The sequence below is a fragment of the Lelliottia sp. 489 genome (genome assembly GCF_050435885.1).
GTDB lineage: Bacteria > Pseudomonadota > Gammaproteobacteria > Enterobacterales > Enterobacteriaceae > Enterobacter > Enterobacter nimipressuralis.
This window is the reverse complement of sequence record NZ_JBNDLC010000004.1, coordinates 179,158-196,466: the sequence shown is the minus strand read 5'-3', so window position 1 is coordinate 196,466 and position 17,309 is coordinate 179,158. Positions and strand designations below refer to the sequence as shown.

At 56.1% G+C, this 17,309-nt stretch carries 14 protein-coding genes and 1 pseudogene; 9 read left to right on the top strand and 6 right to left on the bottom strand.

Annotated features, from left to right (window positions below; all coding sequences use genetic code 11):
• Positions 1-120: 120 nt before the first annotated feature.
• Positions 121-1,422, top strand: coding sequence for an MFS transporter (locus ABIE11_RS14570; protein WP_100777703.1), 1,302 nt, complete (start codon positions 121-123; stop codon positions 1,420-1,422).
• Here ABIE11_RS14570 and ABIE11_RS14565 read toward each other — a convergent pair.
• The 5 genes from ABIE11_RS14565 to satP all read right to left on the bottom strand — a co-directional run bounded on the left by ABIE11_RS14565 (position 1,409) and on the right by satP (position 6,519).
• Positions 1,409-2,527, bottom strand: coding sequence for an ABC transporter substrate-binding protein (locus tag ABIE11_RS14565; protein ID WP_429184766.1), 1,119 nt, complete (start codon positions 2,525-2,527; stop codon positions 1,409-1,411). The genes ABIE11_RS14570 and ABIE11_RS14565 overlap by 14 nt on opposite strands.
• Positions 2,528-2,556: 29 nt before the next feature.
• Positions 2,557-3,330, bottom strand: coding sequence for an ABC transporter ATP-binding protein (locus ABIE11_RS14560; RefSeq protein WP_102104562.1), 774 nt, complete (start codon positions 3,328-3,330; stop codon positions 2,557-2,559).
• Positions 3,330-4,331: a FecCD family ABC transporter permease gene (locus ABIE11_RS14555; RefSeq protein ID WP_369804796.1), complete on the bottom strand. Its 1,002-nt coding sequence runs from the start codon at positions 4,329-4,331 to the stop codon at positions 3,330-3,332. Before ABIE11_RS14555 ends, ABIE11_RS14560 begins: the two co-directional genes overlap by 1 nt.
• Positions 4,332-4,587: 256 nt before the next feature.
• Positions 4,588-5,838 carry a chloride channel protein gene (locus ABIE11_RS14550; protein ID WP_429184765.1) on the bottom strand — a complete coding sequence of 417 codons (1,251 nt, stop codon included), beginning with the start codon at positions 5,836-5,838 and terminating at the stop codon, positions 4,588-4,590.
• A gap of 117 nt (positions 5,839-5,955) precedes the next feature.
• Positions 5,956-6,519 carry an acetate uptake transporter gene (gene satP / locus ABIE11_RS14545; RefSeq protein WP_100777698.1) on the bottom strand — a complete coding sequence of 188 codons (564 nt, stop codon included), beginning with the start codon at positions 6,517-6,519 and terminating at the stop codon, positions 5,956-5,958.
• Positions 6,520-6,813: 294 nt separating this feature from the next.
• Here satP and dnaK point away from each other — a divergent pair, with 294 nt between their 5' ends.
• The 4 genes from dnaK to nhaR all read left to right on the top strand — a co-directional run bounded on the left by dnaK (position 6,814) and on the right by nhaR (position 12,279).
• A complete protein-coding gene (dnaK, locus tag ABIE11_RS14540; protein ID WP_100777697.1) occupies positions 6,814-8,733 on the top strand; it encodes a molecular chaperone DnaK in 1,920 nt (639 codons plus the stop codon).
• Between the two features lie 86 nt (positions 8,734-8,819).
• Positions 8,820-9,965, top strand: a complete 1,146-nt coding sequence (gene dnaJ / locus ABIE11_RS14535) for a molecular chaperone DnaJ (protein ID WP_102104565.1) — start codon at positions 8,820-8,822, stop codon at positions 9,963-9,965.
• A 172-nt stretch (positions 9,966-10,137) separates the two neighbouring features.
• Positions 10,138-11,316 carry a Na+/H+ antiporter NhaA gene (nhaA, locus tag ABIE11_RS14530; protein ID WP_100777695.1) on the top strand — a complete coding sequence of 393 codons (1,179 nt, stop codon included), beginning with the start codon at positions 10,138-10,140 and terminating at the stop codon, positions 11,314-11,316.
• Between the two features lie 60 nt (positions 11,317-11,376).
• A complete protein-coding gene (gene nhaR / locus ABIE11_RS14525; RefSeq protein WP_100777694.1) occupies positions 11,377-12,279 on the top strand; it encodes a transcriptional activator NhaR in 903 nt (300 codons plus the stop codon).
• Between the two features lie 58 nt (positions 12,280-12,337).
• On the opposite strand, the gene rpsT is transcribed toward nhaR, so the two are convergent.
• Entirely contained in the window at positions 12,338-12,601 is a 264-nt protein-coding gene (rpsT, locus tag ABIE11_RS14520; protein ID WP_100777693.1) for a 30S ribosomal protein S20, read from the bottom strand.
• A 98-nt stretch (positions 12,602-12,699) separates the two neighbouring features.
• Here rpsT and ABIE11_RS14515 point away from each other — a divergent pair.
• The 4 genes and pseudogenes from ABIE11_RS14515 to lspA all read left to right on the top strand — a co-directional run bounded on the left by ABIE11_RS14515 (position 12,700) and on the right by lspA (position 17,221).
• Positions 12,700-12,921: pseudogene (locus tag ABIE11_RS14515) on the top strand (DUF2575 domain-containing protein).
• 7 nt (positions 12,922-12,928) lie between these two features.
• A complete protein-coding gene (gene ribF / locus ABIE11_RS14510; protein WP_102104566.1) occupies positions 12,929-13,867 on the top strand; it encodes a bifunctional riboflavin kinase/FAD synthetase in 939 nt (312 codons plus the stop codon).
• Between the two features lie 37 nt (positions 13,868-13,904).
• The gene (gene ileS / locus ABIE11_RS14505) at positions 13,905-16,721 is read left to right on the top strand and encodes an isoleucine--tRNA ligase (RefSeq protein ID WP_429184764.1); all 2,817 of its coding nucleotides are present in this window, start codon (positions 13,905-13,907) and stop codon (positions 16,719-16,721) included.
• Positions 16,721-17,221: a signal peptidase II gene (gene lspA / locus ABIE11_RS14500; RefSeq protein WP_429184763.1), complete on the top strand. Its 501-nt coding sequence runs from the start codon at positions 16,721-16,723 to the stop codon at positions 17,219-17,221. The genes ileS and lspA overlap by 1 nt, the downstream gene beginning before the upstream one ends.
• Positions 17,222-17,309: the final 88 nt, after the last annotated feature.

The following is a 17,309-nucleotide window of genomic DNA, read 5'->3' as shown; positions in this document are numbered from 1 at the left end:
AATTAGTGTGTTTGTGACATAAGCTACAGCCTCAATGGCGTGGTGATACATTTACGGTATAGTCATTTTTTCTTTACGATTGCTGTAAAATTAAATCAACACTGCCAGTAAAGGTTTGCTATGTCACATTACACCCGGCCTCTGAATCGTCAGGACTACAAAACGCTCACGCTCGCGGCCCTTGGCGGCGCGCTGGAGTTTTACGATTTCATCATCTTCGTCTTCTTTGCCGCCGTTGTGGGCGAACTCTTCTTCCCGGCGGATATCCCGGAATGGCTGCGCCAGGTACAGACTTTTGGCATTTTTGCCGCAGGCTATCTCGCGCGCCCGCTGGGCGGCATCATAATGGCCCACTTTGGCGATCTGGTCGGGCGTAAAAAGATGTTTACCCTCAGCATTTTGCTGATGGCGGTGCCGACGCTGGCCATCGGTCTGCTGCCGACCTATGCCTCAATGGGCATCGTGGCGCCGGTGCTGCTGCTATTGATGCGCATTTTGCAGGGGGCGGCAATTGGCGGGGAAGTGCCGGGGGCGTGGGTGTTTGTCGCTGAACACGTTCCGGCGCGGCGCATCGGGATTGCCTGCGGAACCTTAACTGCCGGGCTGACCGTCGGGATTCTGCTCGGCTCGGTGGTGGCGACCCTGATCAACACCAGCATGACCACCCAGGCCGTGCATGAGTGGGGCTGGCGTATTCCATTCCTGCTGGGCGGCGCGTTTGGCCTGGTGGCGATGTATCTGCGCCGCTGGTTGCAGGAGACGCCAATTTTCCTCGAAATGCAGCAGCGTAAAGCGCTGGCGCAGGAACTGCCGGTGAAATCAGTTGTGGTGCGCCATCAGAAAGCGGTGGTGATCTCCATGCTGCTCACCTGGCTGCTGTCTGCCGGGATTGTGGTGGTGATTTTGATGTCGCCGGTCTGGCTGCAAAAACAGTACGGCTTTGCCCCGGCGGTGACGCTGCAGGCCAACAGCATTGCAACCATCATGCTCTGCTTTGGCTGTCTGATTGCCGGTCTGGCGGCTGACCGCTTTGGCGCCAGCCGGACGTTCATCGTCGGCAGCCTGTTGCTCGCCGGGTCGAGCTGGGCGTTCTATCATCTGGCGGGAGCACATCCGGAACAGCTGTTCCTGCTCTACGGCGTCGTGGGGCTATGCGTCGGCGTGGTCGGTGCGGTGCCTTATGTGATGGTCCGCGCCTTCCCGGCAGAAGTGCGTTTCACCGGGATTTCGTTCTCGTACAACGTCTCGTACGCCATTTTCGGCGGCCTGACGCCGATTGCCGTCACGCTGCTGATGGGCGTGTCGCCGATGGCGCCTGCCTGGTACGTGCTGGCGCTGGCATTGATGGGAATGGGGCTTGGGATCTGGCTTCGCGGTGAGCGCCATCAGCTGATGGCGCACGCGCAGACTAACGAGGGGTAAAACTCAGGATGATGTTGTCATCCGGAATGTGGGTGAAGCTTTTGATCAGCTCGTGATAATCCGCCAGCGGATCCACATCATTGAACAGCGTTGGGTAGAAGCGTTTACTCAACGCTTCAATGGCGATGATGTTATACGGATTATTGTAGAAGTGATGGTACAGCGCGCCGGTTCGGCCCTCCGCGACGGCCGGAATGCTGCTCACGCCCTGGCGCGACACCAGCGCCTTAAACGCGGCGGCGACATCGCTTTCCGGCACGTTGTAGCCAAACGGTATAATCGCCGTTCCTTTCCCCGAGCGTTTTGAACCGGTCATCAGGTAGTAATCCGGGTTCAGGGAGATAATTTTCTCCACCGAGATATTTCCGGTTGCGCCCGGCAGCAGCTGCGAGCCAATGTTCACGCCGCCTGCGGCCTCTACCAGCCCGCCCCAGCCGTTGTGCGCGTGGGTAAAGCAACAGCCGTTATCCAGGCCAGCCACTCCGGCGATCGGTTCGATAAACACCAGCGGCTTTTTCTCTGCTGTAGCCAGGCGCTGATGAATCCGATCCAGACGCTGCTGGTAGAAATCGATGTAGGCCTGCGCGCGCTCCGTCTGACCTAACACCTTGCCCAGCAGATCAATACTCGGCAGCGTGTTCTCCACCGGATGCAGTTCGTAATCGACGAAAACCACCGGAATGTGCAGGGCTTCCAGCTGAGTCAGCACGCCGCTTTGCGTCAGCGAAGGTTTCGCGCGCAGCTGGGCAATCATCAGATCCGGATGGCGCGAAATCACCGTCTCCAGATCGACATTCCCCTGATCCGAGAATTGCATATCAAGGATCTTCTCGGCTTCCGGCCATTTACGCTTCAGCACGTTCCAGGTTTCAGTGTCCTGTTTCTTCGGCAGGTTGTTCCACGCCACGACTTTGGCGAAGGGATCGTCCCGCTCGAGAATCGCCAGCGCCAGGATATCGCGGCCATCCTGCAAAATAATGCGCTGCGGCTCCTTAGGAATGGTGACCGTGCGGTTATCCCTGTCTTTTACGGTCACCGGCCAGTTCTGGGCCATCGCCAGCAGCGGCGAGAGCAGCAGTACCGCGGCGAATATCATCTTCTTCATCGTCTTACTTCCCCGTCTCATGATGCTTGTTATGCGGTTAAACCATCGACCACCACGTGCGGCAGTCCTTGCGAACAATATTCCACCCGGCCCCTCACTCCGTAGACCGTTGCCAGATTTGCGGGGGTGACCACTTCACCCGGAATTCCGCTGGCGACCAGGGCACCCTCTTTGAGCATCACGGCGTATTCGGCGTGGCGCAGGGCGATGTTGATGTCGTGGATAACCACCACCGTCACGATATTGCGCAGCCGCGTTTCGCGGGCGACGATATCCATGACGTGAAACTGGTAGTTGAGATCGAGGGCGCTCAGCGGTTCATCCAAAAGCAGGAGGTCGGGCTGGCGGATCAGCGACTGCGCAAGGCCAATGAGCTGTTTCTGCCCGCCGGAGAGCTGGTCGAGATAGCTCATTGCCAGATGGGCGACGCCGAGTTTTTGCAGGATATCGAACGCTTCCTGCTCTGCGTTGCCGTCGGCGTAAAAGCCGCTGGCGCGTCGCGCGACGATCACTGACTCCAGCGCATGCAGATGCACTCCCGCCGGGAGCGACTGCGGCAGATAGACCACCTTCTGTGCCCGCTGGGCGGAAGGTAATGTCATCAGATCTTCGCCATTCAGCTCCAGCGTGCCTTGCGCCGGATTCAGATCGGCCAGTGCCCGCAACAGCGTCGATTTCCCCGAACCGTTTGGCCCAAGCAGCGCGGTAATTTTCCCGCGCGGCAGCAGGGGCGTATTCAGCCCGTCGATGATTTTCTTTTTGCGATAGCCGGTGTGCAGGTCGGTGACGATCAAGCCATCCATTACAGCGTCCCCCGATGGCGAATAATAATGCTCAGGAAGAAAGGCACGCCGACCAGCGAGGTGACGATGCCGACCGGAATGATGACGCCGGGAACGATATTTTTGGAGAGCACCGAGGCGAGGGAGAGCACCAGCGCGCCGATCAGCATACTTCCCGGCAGATAAAACCGGTGGTCTTCGCCAAACATCATACGTGAGATATGCGGCGCGACCAGACCGATAAAACCGACCGGCCCGACAAAGGCCACCGTCAGCGCCGAAATAATGCTGATGCGCAGGAGCGTCGCCAGCCGCAGTTTGCGCACGTTAATGCCAAAACTGACTGCCCTATCTTCCCCGAGGCGCAGAGCCGTGAGCTTCCAGGCATTTTTCAGCGACAGGGGAACGACAACCAGCAGCACTACCACCAGAATCGCGAGCTTATCCCACGACGCGCGGGCCAGGCTGCCCATCGTCCAGAACACCAGCCCCTGGAGGGTATCTTCGCTGGCGACAAATTGCAGAATGGAGATCAGCGCGTTAAAGGTGAAGACCAGCGCGATGCCAAACAGCACCACGCCGGAAGTGGCGACGCGCGTCCAGCGGCTGATGCCGTCGAGCACGAAGCAGGCCATTAGCGCAAAGACAAAGGCGTTGGCGGAGATAAACCATTGATCGGGAATACCGGGGATTCCCAGCCCGAGAATAATTGCCAGCGCCGCGCCAAAAGAGGCGGCGGAAGAGACACCCAGCGTAAACGGGCTGGCGAGGGGATTGTTCAGGATGGTTTGCATCTCTGCGCCCGCGAGACCCAGCGCCATGCCAACCACCACCGCCATCAGCGCGAAGGGCAGACGTAAATCCCAGACAATCACCCGCGTGCCCGCATCGGCCGAGGCGGCATCAAACAGCGTGTGCCACAGGGTTGAGACGGAAATCCCGGAAGGGCCGAGGGTAAAATCGAGCAGCAGCGAGAAGATGATCATGAGCAGGATTACACCCGCAACGATAAAGCGACGCATCACGACTTTTCGGTACTGTGACGCCACCGCTGACCCGTCAGGCTTCACGCTGGCGACAAGAGGGGAACTCATTGGCTTACCTTATGCAACAAAAGCAGAATCGTAGTTTATCCCGAAACGTTCCTGTCCTTGATGCTGCCTGATATCCAATATCCGGGATGCTCCCGGTGACAATATTCGGGATGATAATGCTTATCAATTAAAATGATGTGAATAGCGCAACTTGTTTAACCGTGGTTTCTGTTGTGCGCAAAAATCAACCTTCCAGACGGCGGCAGGTCATGTATGCGCCCGTCACGCAGAGGGCTACCGGCACCAGGAAGCTGTGGTCCATGCGGGTGGATTCCATGATCAGCACGATGGCGGTCAGTGGCATTTGCAGGGAGGCCGCGAGAAAACCGGCCGCACCCGTCAGAGCAAAACTCGCCATATCGGTGCCGGGGAACCAGCGCCCCATCAGGATAAACAGCACTGAACCGAGCAGACCCCCGACGGCGAGGCCCGGCGTCAGTAACCCACCCTGAGCACCGGCGCGCAGTACCGCCCAGATCACCACCACTTTAAGAGCGAGGATCGCGGTGGCGAGCTGTAGCGTAATAGCGCCGTTGAGGGCAAGCTGCGTCGGGCCTTTACCATTGCCGGGCAACTGCGGGAACCAGACGGATAACGCGCCGAGGGCCGTAAAGGCGATCAGGCTGAAGACCGGCATTTGCCAGTTACTGCGTACCCTACTGCGTGCGTGCTGCGTCACACGACGAAACAGAAACGCCGCCGCACCAAACAGCGGGCCAGAAAGCGCGCCCCAGAAAACAAGCGAAGTGGCGGCAATTTCGGTGGTGAAATGGTACTGATGCTCATCGCCAAGACCTAATGTGGCGATCCACGCCGCCAGCGCCGAGGTCACCAGCGCGGCGATGGCTTTCTCCCAGCTGAAGCTGACCAGCAGCACTTCCAGAGTAAATATGGCCCCGGCCAGAGGAACGTTATAGACCGCCGCCAGTCCGGCTCCGGCGCCGCAGGCAATCATCAGCTGGATATCCGCAGAACTCAGGTGTAAACGACGGGCGACGCCGCTGGCAAACAGTGCGCCCACTTCGCGCGGTGCGACTTCGCGGCCAAGCGGCGAACCCATCGCGACGGTGATAATTTGCAGCAGAGCGTTAATGAGCGTCGTGACGGCTGGCATTGGTTTGTCGGGGTTTTTTATCGCCTCGCCAATGCTGATGCGTTTTTTGGCATAGCGTGCAAGCGACCACCAGCCGATACCCGCTACCAGACCCGCAGCGGTGAGGGCGAGAAAACGTCGCTGCGCGCTGGCATCCGTCACGCCCTCTAAAAATGACTGCGGGCTGATGAGGATGGTCTGGCTGTAGCCGTATACGAGGTGCTGAACTTCATGCAGCAGCATGGCGAGCAGCATGCCGCCCAGCCCGGCCAGAATCCCGGTGAGGAGTAGCGCGGCCCAGCGTTGCAGCCAGTCAGTACGAGACGGATCGTAAGCCATCATAGCGAGCGTCTTGATAAAAAGAGGGAGCCACAGTGTCCCATAAAGCGCATGAACGAGGTATCAATCAGAAGAATTAAGGCAGGAGATTCGTGCCCGCGAGGCGGGCACGAAGGGGGATTAGTGTTTTTCACCAATCGGCAGAACGGTGCGACCAAACTGCTCGTTCAGCACTTCACCCATTGCCAGGTAAATTGCGCTTGCGCCACAGACCAGACCTACCCAGCCAGCAACGTGAACGATGCTTTCGTTTTCCGCCAGATGGCCAATCGCCAGCAGGGCGAACAGCACGGTCAGGCTCAGGAAGACGAACTGCAGCACGCGGTTAGCAACCAGCGTACCGAAGAACATGAACAGGGTGAACACGCCCCACAGACCCAGGTATACGCCCAGGAAGTGGCCGTTTGATGCATCAAAGCCCATTTGCGGCATAACCAGAATGGCGACCAGCGTCAGCCAGAAAGAACCGTAAGAGGTGAATGCGGTTAAACCGAAGGTGTTGCCTTTTTTATACTCCAGCAGGCCCGCGAAGATTTGCGCGATACCGCCGTAAAAAATGCCCATCGCCAGGATAACATTGTCCATCGGGAATAAGCCGATGTTATGCAGGTTCAGCAGAATAGTGGTCATGCCGAAACCCATCAGGCCCAGCGGAGCCGGATTAGCCAACTTAGTGTTGCCCATAAGTCCTCAAAAAATCATCATTAGTATGGTGAAATGGTTTTACCACGCCCACTCTCCCAGGCGTGGCGCGGCATAATAATCACCGCGACTCTCGGCGTCTATGATCTGAGCAGGGTGAAATTAAAAAATTTTTTATCCTTCCCCCTTGATGGATGCCGTTACGACCCCATCTTGTAGTCAACCGCAGTGAGTGAAGCTGAAAAAAATCAAATCTGGGCAGTTGAAACCGCACGTTTCGCCCTTATTACAGATTCACAACCACATGATGAACAAATTTTTAGTGGAGACGTTTAGATGGGTAAAATTATTGGTATCGACCTGGGTACTACCAACTCTTGTGTAGCGATTATGGACGGCACTACTGCACGTGTGCTGGAGAACGCCGAGGGCGATCGCACCACGCCTTCTATCATTGCTTATACCCAGGATGGTGAAACTCTGGTTGGCCAGCCGGCTAAACGTCAGGCCGTGACTAACCCGCAAAACACTCTGTTTGCGATTAAACGCCTGATTGGCCGTCGCTTCCAGGACGAAGAAGTTCAGCGTGATGAAGCCATCATGCCGTACAAAATTATCGGTGCTGACAACGGTGATGCATGGATCGACGTGAAGGGCCAGAAAATGGCACCACCGCAGATCTCTGCTGAAGTGCTGAAGAAAATGAAGAAAACGGCTGAAGATTACCTGGGTGAACCGGTAACTGAAGCGGTTATCACTGTACCTGCTTACTTTAACGATGCTCAGCGTCAGGCAACCAAAGATGCCGGTCGTATCGCAGGTCTGGAAGTCAAACGTATCATCAACGAACCAACCGCAGCTGCACTGGCTTACGGTCTGGATAAAGAAGTCGGCAACCGTACTATCGCGGTTTACGACCTCGGTGGTGGTACTTTCGATATCTCTATTATCGAAATCGACGAAGTTGACGGCGAAAAAACCTTCGAAGTTCTGGCAACCAACGGTGATACCCACCTGGGTGGTGAAGACTTCGACAGCCGTATGATCAACTACCTCGTTGACGAATTTAAGAAAGATCAGGGCATTGACCTGCGTAACGATCCGCTGGCCATGCAGCGCCTGAAAGAAGCCGCAGAAAAAGCCAAAATTGAGCTGTCTTCTGCGCAGCAGACCGACGTGAACCTGCCGTACATCACTGCAGATGCGTCTGGTCCAAAACACATGAACATCAAAGTGACTCGCGCGAAACTGGAAAGCCTGGTCGAAGACCTGGTCAACCGTTCCATCGAGCCGCTGAAAGTTGCTCTGCAGGATGCTGGTCTGTCTGTCTCTGACATTCAGGACGTTATCCTGGTAGGTGGTCAGACTCGTATGCCAATGGTTCAGAAGAAAGTTGCTGAATTCTTTGGTAAAGAGCCGCGTAAAGACGTTAACCCGGACGAAGCTGTGGCAATCGGTGCAGCGGTTCAGGGCGGCGTACTGACCGGCGAAGTGAAAGACGTTCTGCTGCTGGACGTTACCCCGCTGTCGCTGGGTATCGAAACCATGGGCGGCGTGATGACTGCGCTGATCAGCAAAAACACCACTATCCCGACCAAGCACAGCCAGGTGTTCTCTACCGCTGAAGACAACCAGTCTGCGGTAACCATCCATGTGCTGCAGGGTGAGCGTAAACGTGCTGCGGATAACAAAGATCTGGGCCAGTTTAACCTCGACGGTATCAGCCCGGCACCGCGCGGTATGCCACAGATCGAAGTCACCTTCGACATCGATGCTGACGGTATCCTGCACGTTTCCGCGAAAGACAAAAACAGCGGTAAAGAGCAGAAGATCACCATCAAGGCTTCTTCTGGTCTGAACGAAGAAGAGATCGAAAAAATGGTTCGTGAAGCAGAAGCAAATGCTGAATCTGACCGTAAATTCGAAGAGCTGGTTCAGACCCGTAACCAGGGTGACCATCTGCTGCACAGCACTCGTAAGCAGGTTGAAGAGGCAGGCGATCAGCTGCCAGCTGATGACAAAACCGCTATCGAAGCTGCACTGAGCGCGCTGGAAACTTCCCTGAAAGGCGAAGACAAAGCGGACATCGAAGCGAAAATGCAGGAGCTGGCGCAGGCGTCCCAGAAGCTGATGGAAATTGCTCAGCAACAGCACGCACAGCAGCAGGCTGGCGCTGAAGCTGGTGCTTCCGCGAACAACGCGAAAGACGACGACGTTGTCGACGCTGAGTTCGAAGAAGTAAAAGACAAAAAATAATCGCCCTGATGCAGGGTAATTAATCGGCACGGGCGTAGAGGTTTCCTCTCCGCCCGTGCTCGCATGTTAAGGGGCTGAAAAAACCAATGGCAAAGCAAGACTACTACGAGATTTTAGGCGTTCCGAAAACCGCGGAAGAGCGTGAAATCAAAAAGGCGTACAAGCGCCTGGCCATGAAATTTCACCCGGACCGTAACCAGGGTGACAAAGAGGCCGAAGCCAAATTTAAAGAGATCAAAGAAGCGTATGAAATCCTGACCGACGCTCAGAAACGTGCAGCCTACGATCAGTACGGTCATGCGGCGTTTGAACAAGGCGGCATGGGCGGCGGCGGATACGGCGGTGGCTTTGGTGGCGGTGGTGCTGATTTCGGCGATATCTTTGGCGATGTTTTCGGTGATATCTTCGGCGGTGGCCGTGGTCGTCAGCGCGCAGCGCGCGGCGCGGATCTGCGCTACAACATGGATCTTACGCTGGAAGAGGCCGTACGCGGTGTCACGAAAGAGATTCGCATTCCGACGCTGGAAGAGTGTGATATCTGCCACGGCAGCGGCGCGAAAGCGGGTACCAAGCCGCAGACCTGTCCAACCTGTCACGGCTCCGGTCAGGTACAGATTCGCCAGGGCTTCTTCGCGGTACAGCAGGCCTGTCCGCACTGTCATGGTCGCGGTACGCTGATTAAAGATCCGTGCAACAAATGTCACGGTCACGGTCGCGTTGAGAAGACCAAAACCCTCTCCGTCAAAATTCCGGCAGGGGTGGATACGGGCGATCGTATTCGTCTGTCCGGTGAAGGCGAAGCAGGCGAGCACGGCGCACCCGCAGGCGATCTGTACGTTCAGGTTCAGGTGAAGCAGCACGCCATCTTTGAGCGTGAAGGCAACAACCTGTACTGTGAAGTGCCGATCAACTTCGCGATGGCGGCGCTGGGCGGCGAAATCGAAGTGCCTACGCTCGACGGGCGCGTGAACCTGAAGGTTCCGGGCGAAACCCAGACTGGCAAGCTGTTCCGCATGCGCGGCAAAGGCGTGAAATCCGTTCGCGGCGGTGCGCAGGGTGACCTGCTGTGTCGTGTGGTCGTCGAAACGCCGGTCGGTCTGAACGACAAACAGAAACAGCTGTTGAAAGAGTTGCAGGAAAGCTTCGGCGGTCCAACGGGCGAGAATAACAGCCCGCGTTCCAAAAGCTTCTTCGATGGCGTGAAAAAATTCTTCGATGATTTGACCCGCTAATCCCTTAGCGAGTGTGAATTTTTCAAAGCCCGGAAGCGATTCCGGGCTTTTTCTTTTGGTGGCGAATGACTCGGCAAAACCGAGTATATCCGCAACATTAATCTGATTTTTTCGAGCTGTTTGCCTTGGTATTATGGTTTTATCGAGGTATGGTCTTAGAGAGAGAACTAAAGTGAAACTTTTACAACGATTCTTCAGCAATGAGGCGTCCGGCGGCGTAATTTTGATTATCGCTGCACTTGCCGCCATGGTGTTGGCGAATATGGATGCGACTCAGGGCCTGTACCGTGCATTTCTGGACACGCCCGTTGAGCTGCGCGTGGGTGCATTAGAGATCAACAAGAACATGCTGCTGTGGATTAACGACGCGCTGATGGCCGTGTTCTTCCTGCTGGTGGGCCTGGAGGTTAAGCGTGAGCTGGTTCTTGGGTCGCTTAACAGTCGTCAGCGGGCAGCTTTCCCGGTTATTGCTGCGTTGGGCGGTATGGTGGTGCCTGCGCTGCTCTATCTGGTGTTTAACTACCATGACCCGGTCGCTCGCCATGGTTGGGCGATTCCGGCGGCAACGGATATTGCTTTTGCGCTGGGCGTGCTGGCGCTGCTGGGCAGCCGCGTGCCGGTGGCGTTAAAGATTTTCCTGATGGCGCTGGCGATTATCGATGACCTGGGCGCGATCGTGATTATCGCTCTGTTCTATACCAGCGAGCTGTCGGTGTTATCTCTGAGCGTGGCGGCGGGCGCTATCGCTGTGCTGGCGCTGCTGAATTTGTTTAACGTGCGCCGAACCGGGATCTACATTCTGGTGGGCGTGGTGCTGTGGACCGCGGTACTGAAATCGGGCGTTCATGCGACGCTGGCGGGCGTTATCATCGGCTTCTTTGTGCCGCTGAAAGCGGATGAGAAGGGCAAATCCCCGGCCAAACAGCTGGAGCATGTCCTGCATCCCTGGGTCGCCTTTATGATCCTGCCGCTGTTTGCATTCGCGAATGCGGGTGTGTCGCTGCAGGGCGTCACCCTGAGCGGCCTGACGTCTATGCTGCCGATGGGCATCGTCGCTGGCCTGTTTATCGGTAAGCCGCTGGGGATCGGCCTGTTCTGCTGGCTGGCTCTTAAGCTGAAGTTCGCGTCATTGCCGCAGGGGACGACCTTCCGGCAAATCGCGGCGGTCGGCGTGCTGTGCGGAATCGGCTTCACGATGTCGATTTTCATCTCGACCCTGGCCTTTGCGTCATATGACCCTCAGCTCATCGTGTGGGCAAAACTCGGGATCTTGATCGGCTCGTTACTGGCCGCGTTCACGGGATACACACTGTTGAAAGTGAAGCTGTCCGGACAGGTGCAACCGGCCTAACAGTTAAAAGGGGGAGGGCAGAGGCCCTCTCCTGACAATAGTCTCAGGGAGCGAAATGCTATGTCTCACATCAATTACAACCATCTGTACTATTTCTGGCACGTCTACAAAGAAGGCTCAGTGGTCGGCGCAGCAGAGGCGCTCTATCTGACGCCCCAGACCATTACCGGTCAGATAAAGGCACTTGAAGAACGCCTGCAGGGGAAGCTGTTTAAGCGTAAGGGTCGTGGTATTGAGCCGAGCGAACTGGGTGAACTGGTTTTTCGCTACGCGGATAAGATGTTCACCCTGAGCCAGGAGATGCTCGATATCGTGAACTACCGCAAAGAGTCAAACCTGCTGTTTGATGTGGGCGTTGCGGATGCGCTGTCTAAACGGCTGGTGAGCGGCGTGCTGGACGCGGCGGTGGTGGAAGATGAGCAGATCCATCTGCGCTGCTTTGAATCGACGCACGAGATGCTGCTGGAGCAGCTGAGCCAGCATAAGCTGGACATCATCATCTCGGACTGCCCGATCGACTCTACCCAACAGGAAGGGCTGTTCTCGGTCAAGATTGGCGAATGCGGTGTGAGCTTCTGGTGCATCAATCCGCCGCCAGATAAACCGTTTCCCGCCTGCCTTGAGGAGCGACGCCTGCTCGTGCCGGGACGACGTTCGATGTTAGGCCGCAAGCTGCTGAACTGGTTTAACTCGCAGGGTCTGAAGGTAGAGATTCTGGGAGAGTTTGATGATGCGGCGCTCATGAAAGCCTTTGGCGAAGCGCATAACGCGATCTTCGTCGCCCCAACGCTTTACGCACATGATCTGTACACCGATGACAGGGTCACAGAGATTGGGCGGGTGGACAACGTGATGGAAGAGTATCACGCGATTTTTGCCGAAAGGATGATTCAGCATCCGGCGGTGCAGCGTATCTGTAACCGCGACTACTCGGCGCTCTTTACGCCGCCAGCGTCAAAATGAGTCAATAAAAAAACCCGCATTAAGCGGGTTCTTTATAACAAGCAACAACAAGTGGCGATTAAGCCAGTTTGCTGATCTGCGCGGTCAGGTTTGCTTTATGACGCGCTGCTTTGTTTTTGTGGATCAGACCTTTAGCAGCCTGACGATCCACGATTGGTTGCATTTCGTTAAATGCGTTCTGCGCTGCAGCTTTGTCGCCAGCTTCGATTGCTGCGTATACTTTCTTGATGAAAGTACGCATCATAGAGCGACGGCTTGCATTGTGCTTACGAGCCTTTTCAGACTGAATAGCACGTTTCTTAGCTGATTTGATATTAGCCAAGTCCAACTCCCAAATATGATCTATGTGGACAATTCAAAGGCCGAGGAATATGCCCTCTATACCTTCTTTTGTCAATGGATTTGTGCAAATAAGCGCCGTTGAATGGCGACGCTACGTTACGTAGTGATGGCGCAGGATTCTACCAGCTTGTCTCAGCTGAATACAGTCTTTCGATGTAAAAAAACGCAGTAACGGGCAGATTTTTTCCCTCCGAAAGCTAAGCATCATGAAATCATTACGGCTTTCTGATTTGAGGCAACAATCGCCGGTTAACCTTAACCGCTGTACAAGGTATACTCGGGCGATTTTCACTGTTTTGAGCCTGTCATGAAGCTGATACGCGGCATACATAATCTCAGTCACGCCCCGCACGGGTGCGTACTGACCATTGGTAATTTCGACGGCGTGCATCGTGGGCATCAGGCGCTGTTGCAGGGATTGCGTAAAGAGGGCGAGGCCCGTGGGCTGCCGGTCGTGGTGATGATTTTCGAACCGCAGCCGCTGGAGCTGTTTGCCGGTGATAAAGCGCCCGCGCGTTTAACTCGCCTGCGTGAAAAATTGCGCTATCTGGCAGAATGCGGCGTGGACTACGTACTATGCGTGCGCTTCGACCGACGTTTTGCGGCACTGACGGCGCAAAATTTTGTCGGCGATCTGCTGGTAAAACGTCTGGGCGTGCAGTTTCTCGCCGTGGGCGATGATTTCCGCTTCGGCGCTGGTCGTCAGGGCGATTTCTTGTTATTACAGAAGGCGGGTCTGGAGTATGGCTTTGATGTCACCAGCACCATGACCTTCTGCGAAGGTGGCGTGCGCGTGAGCAGCACGGCAGTGCGTATGGCCTTAGCCGACGATCAGCTGGACGTGGCGGAGAACCTGTTAGGGCATCCGTTTGCCATTTCCGGGCGGGTCGTGCATGGCGATGAACTCGGTCGCACAATAGGTTTCCCGACGGCGAACGTCCCGCTGCGTCGTCAGGTTTCCCCGGTAAAAGGGGTGTATGCGGTAGAAGTCACCGGACTGGGTGATAAACCGTTGCCGGGCGTGGCCAATATCGGCACCCGTCCAACGGTAGCAGGTGTGCGTCAGCAGCTCGAAGTGCATCTGCTTGACGTTGTAATGGACCTTTACGGTCGCCATATAGATGTAATCCTGCGTAAAAAAATACGCAATGAGCAGCGATTTGCTTCGCTCGATGAGCTGAAAGCACAAATTGCGCGTGATGAGTTAACGGCCCGCGAATTTTTTGGGCTATCGAACCCGGCTTAATGCCTGAACGAGTTTTAAATACGGAACCGAGAATCTGATGAGTGACTATAAATCAACCCTGAATTTGCCGGAAACAGGGTTCCCGATGCGCGGCGATCTCGCCAAGCGTGAACCGGGAATGCTGGCGCGTTGGACCGATGATGACCTGTACGGCATCATCCGTGCAGCCAAAAAAGGCAAAAAAACCTTCATTCTGCATGATGGCCCTCCATATGCGAATGGCAGCATTCATATTGGTCACTCTGTAAACAAGATTCTGAAAGACATTATCGTGAAGTCCAAAGGACTCACCGGTTTTGACTCGCCTTACGTTCCGGGCTGGGACTGCCATGGTCTGCCGATCGAGCTGAAAGTGGAGCAGGAATACGGCAAGCCGGGTGAGAAATTCACCGCCGCCGAGTTCCGTGCAAAATGCCGCGAATACGCGGCCGCGCAGGTTGATGGTCAGCGTAAAGACTTCATTCGTCTGGGCGTGCTGGGCGACTGGTCTCGTCCATACCTGACGATGGACTTCAAAACTGAAGCCAACATCATTCGCGCTCTGGGTAAAATCATCGGTAACGGCCATCTGCATAAAGGCGCGAAGCCTGTGCACTGGTGCGTTGACTGCCGTTCTGCGCTGGCAGAAGCGGAAGTGGAATATTACGACAAAACCTCTCCGTCTATCGACGTGGCGTTCCACGCGGTAGATCAGGACGCGGTGAAAGCGAAATTCGGCGTGACCTCCGTCAACGGCCCAATTTCCCTGGTTATCTGGACCACTACCCCGTGGACCCTGCCTGCGAACCGTGCGATCTCGCTGTCTGCGGACTTTGATTACGCGCTGGTACAGGTTGAAGGCCAGGCGGTGATTCTGGCCAAAGATCTGGTTGAAAGCGTCCTGAAACGCGCAAACATCAGCGAATACACCGTGCTGGGCACCGTGAACGGCGCTGAGCTTGAGCTGATGCGCTTCAAACACCCGTTCCTCGATTTCGACGTGCCGGCCATTCTTGGCGATCACGTTACGCTGGACGCTGGTACCGGTGCGGTACACACCGCCGGTGGCCACGGCCCGGATGACTACAACATCAGCCTGAAATACGGTCTGGAAATCGCCAACCCGGTCGGGCCGGACGGCGCATACCTGCCAGGCACCTACCCGGCGCTGGACGGTATCAACGTCTTTAAAGCGAACGACATCATTGTCGACATGCTGCGCACCAGCGGTGCTCTGCTGCACGTTGAGAAGATGCAGCACAGCTATCCGTGCTGCTGGCGTCACAAGTCGCCAATCATCTTCCGTGCGACCCCGCAATGGTTCATCAGCATGGATCAGAAAGGCCTGCGCGAGCAGTCTCTGAAAGAGATCAAAGGCGTGCAGTGGATCCCGGACTGGGGCCAGGCGCGTATCGAATCCATGGTCGCGAACCGTCCTGACTGGTGTATCTCCCGTCAGCGTACCTGGGGCGTACCGATGTCCCTGTTCGTTCACAAAGAGACGCAGGAGCTGCACCCTCGCTCGCTGGAGCTGATGGAAGAAGTCGCCAAACGCGTTGAAGTGGATGGCATCCAGGCGTGGTGGGATCTGGACTCGAAGGAGATCCTGGGCGACGACGCGGCCAACTACGAGAAAGTACCAGACACCCTCGACGTATGGTTCGACTCCGGCTCTACCCACTCTTCTGTAGTGGATGTGCGCCCTGAGTTCTATGGCCATGCGGCGGATATGTATCTGGAAGGTTCTGACCAACACCGCGGCTGGTTCATGTCTTCTCTGATGATCTCCACCGCGATGAAAGGTCAAGCGCCATACCGTCAGGTTCTGACGCACGGCTTTACTGTGGATGGTCAGGGACGCAAGATGTCCAAATCCATCGGTAATACCGTTTCTCCGCAGGATGTGATGAACAAACTGGGCGCGGACATTCTGCGTCTGTGGGTGGCCTCTACGGACTACACCGGCGAAATGGCGGTTTCCGATGAGATCCTCAAACGTGCTGCCGACAGCTATCGTCGTATCCGTAACACCGCGCGCTTCCTGCTCGCTAACCTGAACGGTTTCGACCCGGTCAAAGACATGGTGAAACCGGAAGAGATGGTCGTGCTGGATCGTTGGGCTGTGGGCTGCGCGCAAGCGGCGCAGGACGATATCCTGAAAGCCTACGAGTCTTACGATTTCCACGAAGTGGTGCAGCGCCTGATGCGTTTCTGCTCCATCGAGATGGGCTCGTTCTACCTCGACATCATTAAAGACCGCCAGTACACCGCTAAAGCAGACAGCGTGGCGCGTCGCAGCTGCCAGACTGCGCTGTATCACATCGCAGAAGCGCTGGTTCGCTGGATGGCACCGATCATGTCCTTCACCGCAGACGAAATCTGGGGCTACCTGCCAGGCGACCGCGAGAAGTACGTCTTCACCGGCGAATGGTACACCGGCCTGTTTGGTCTGGCTGAGACTGAAGCCATGAACGATACCTTCTGGGACGAGCTGCTGAAAGTGCGTGGCGAAGTGAACAAGGTTATCGAACAGGCGCGTGCTGACAAGAAAGTCGGTGGTTCTCTGGAAGCGGCAGTGACCCTGTACGCAGAACCTGAGCTGGCGGCGAAACTGACGGCGCTGGGCGATGAATTGCGATTTGTCCTGTTGACCTCAGGTGCCAGCGTTGCCGATTATGCACAGGCGACTGCCGATGCCCAGCAGAGCGAGCTGCTCAAAGGGCTGAAAGTGGCGCTGAGCAAAGCCGAAGGTGAGAAATGTCCGCGCTGCTGGCATTACACCAACGATATTGGCCAGGTGGCGGAACACGCAGATATCTGTGGACGCTGTGTCAGCAACATCGCCGGTGATGGCGAAAAACGTAAGTTTGCCTGATGAGTAAATGTCCCTGTGCAACAGGACTGCGCTGGCTGTGGCTGGTCGTCGTCGTACTGATTATTGATCTGGGCAGCAAATTCCTGATCCTCCAGAACTTTGCTCTGGGGGATACGGTTCTGCTGTTCCCGTCACTAAATCTGCATTACGCGCGCAACTACGGCGCGGCGTTCAGCTTCCTCGCTGACAGCGGAGGTTGGCAGCGCTGGTTCTTCGCGGGTATCGCTGTCGGTATCTGCGTGATCCTCGCGGTGCTGATGTATCGCTCAAAAGCGACGCAGAAGCTGACCAACATCGCCTACGCGCTGATCATTGGCGGTGCGCTGGGCAACCTGTTTGACCGTCTGTGGCACGGCTTTGTGGTCGATATGATCGACTTCTACGTCGGTAACTGGCACTTCGCCACCTTCAACCTGGCCGATAGCGCAATTTGCATCGGCGCCGCGTTGATTGTGCTGGAAGGTTTCTTGCCTAAACCCGCAGCGAAAGAGCAGGCGTAAATGTAAAGGCCGGGTGTGACCCGGCCTATAGAATATGTGCCTCGCGTAAGCTCGGAAGCCAGGCGCCACCGGGCAAACCGTTGAGGCA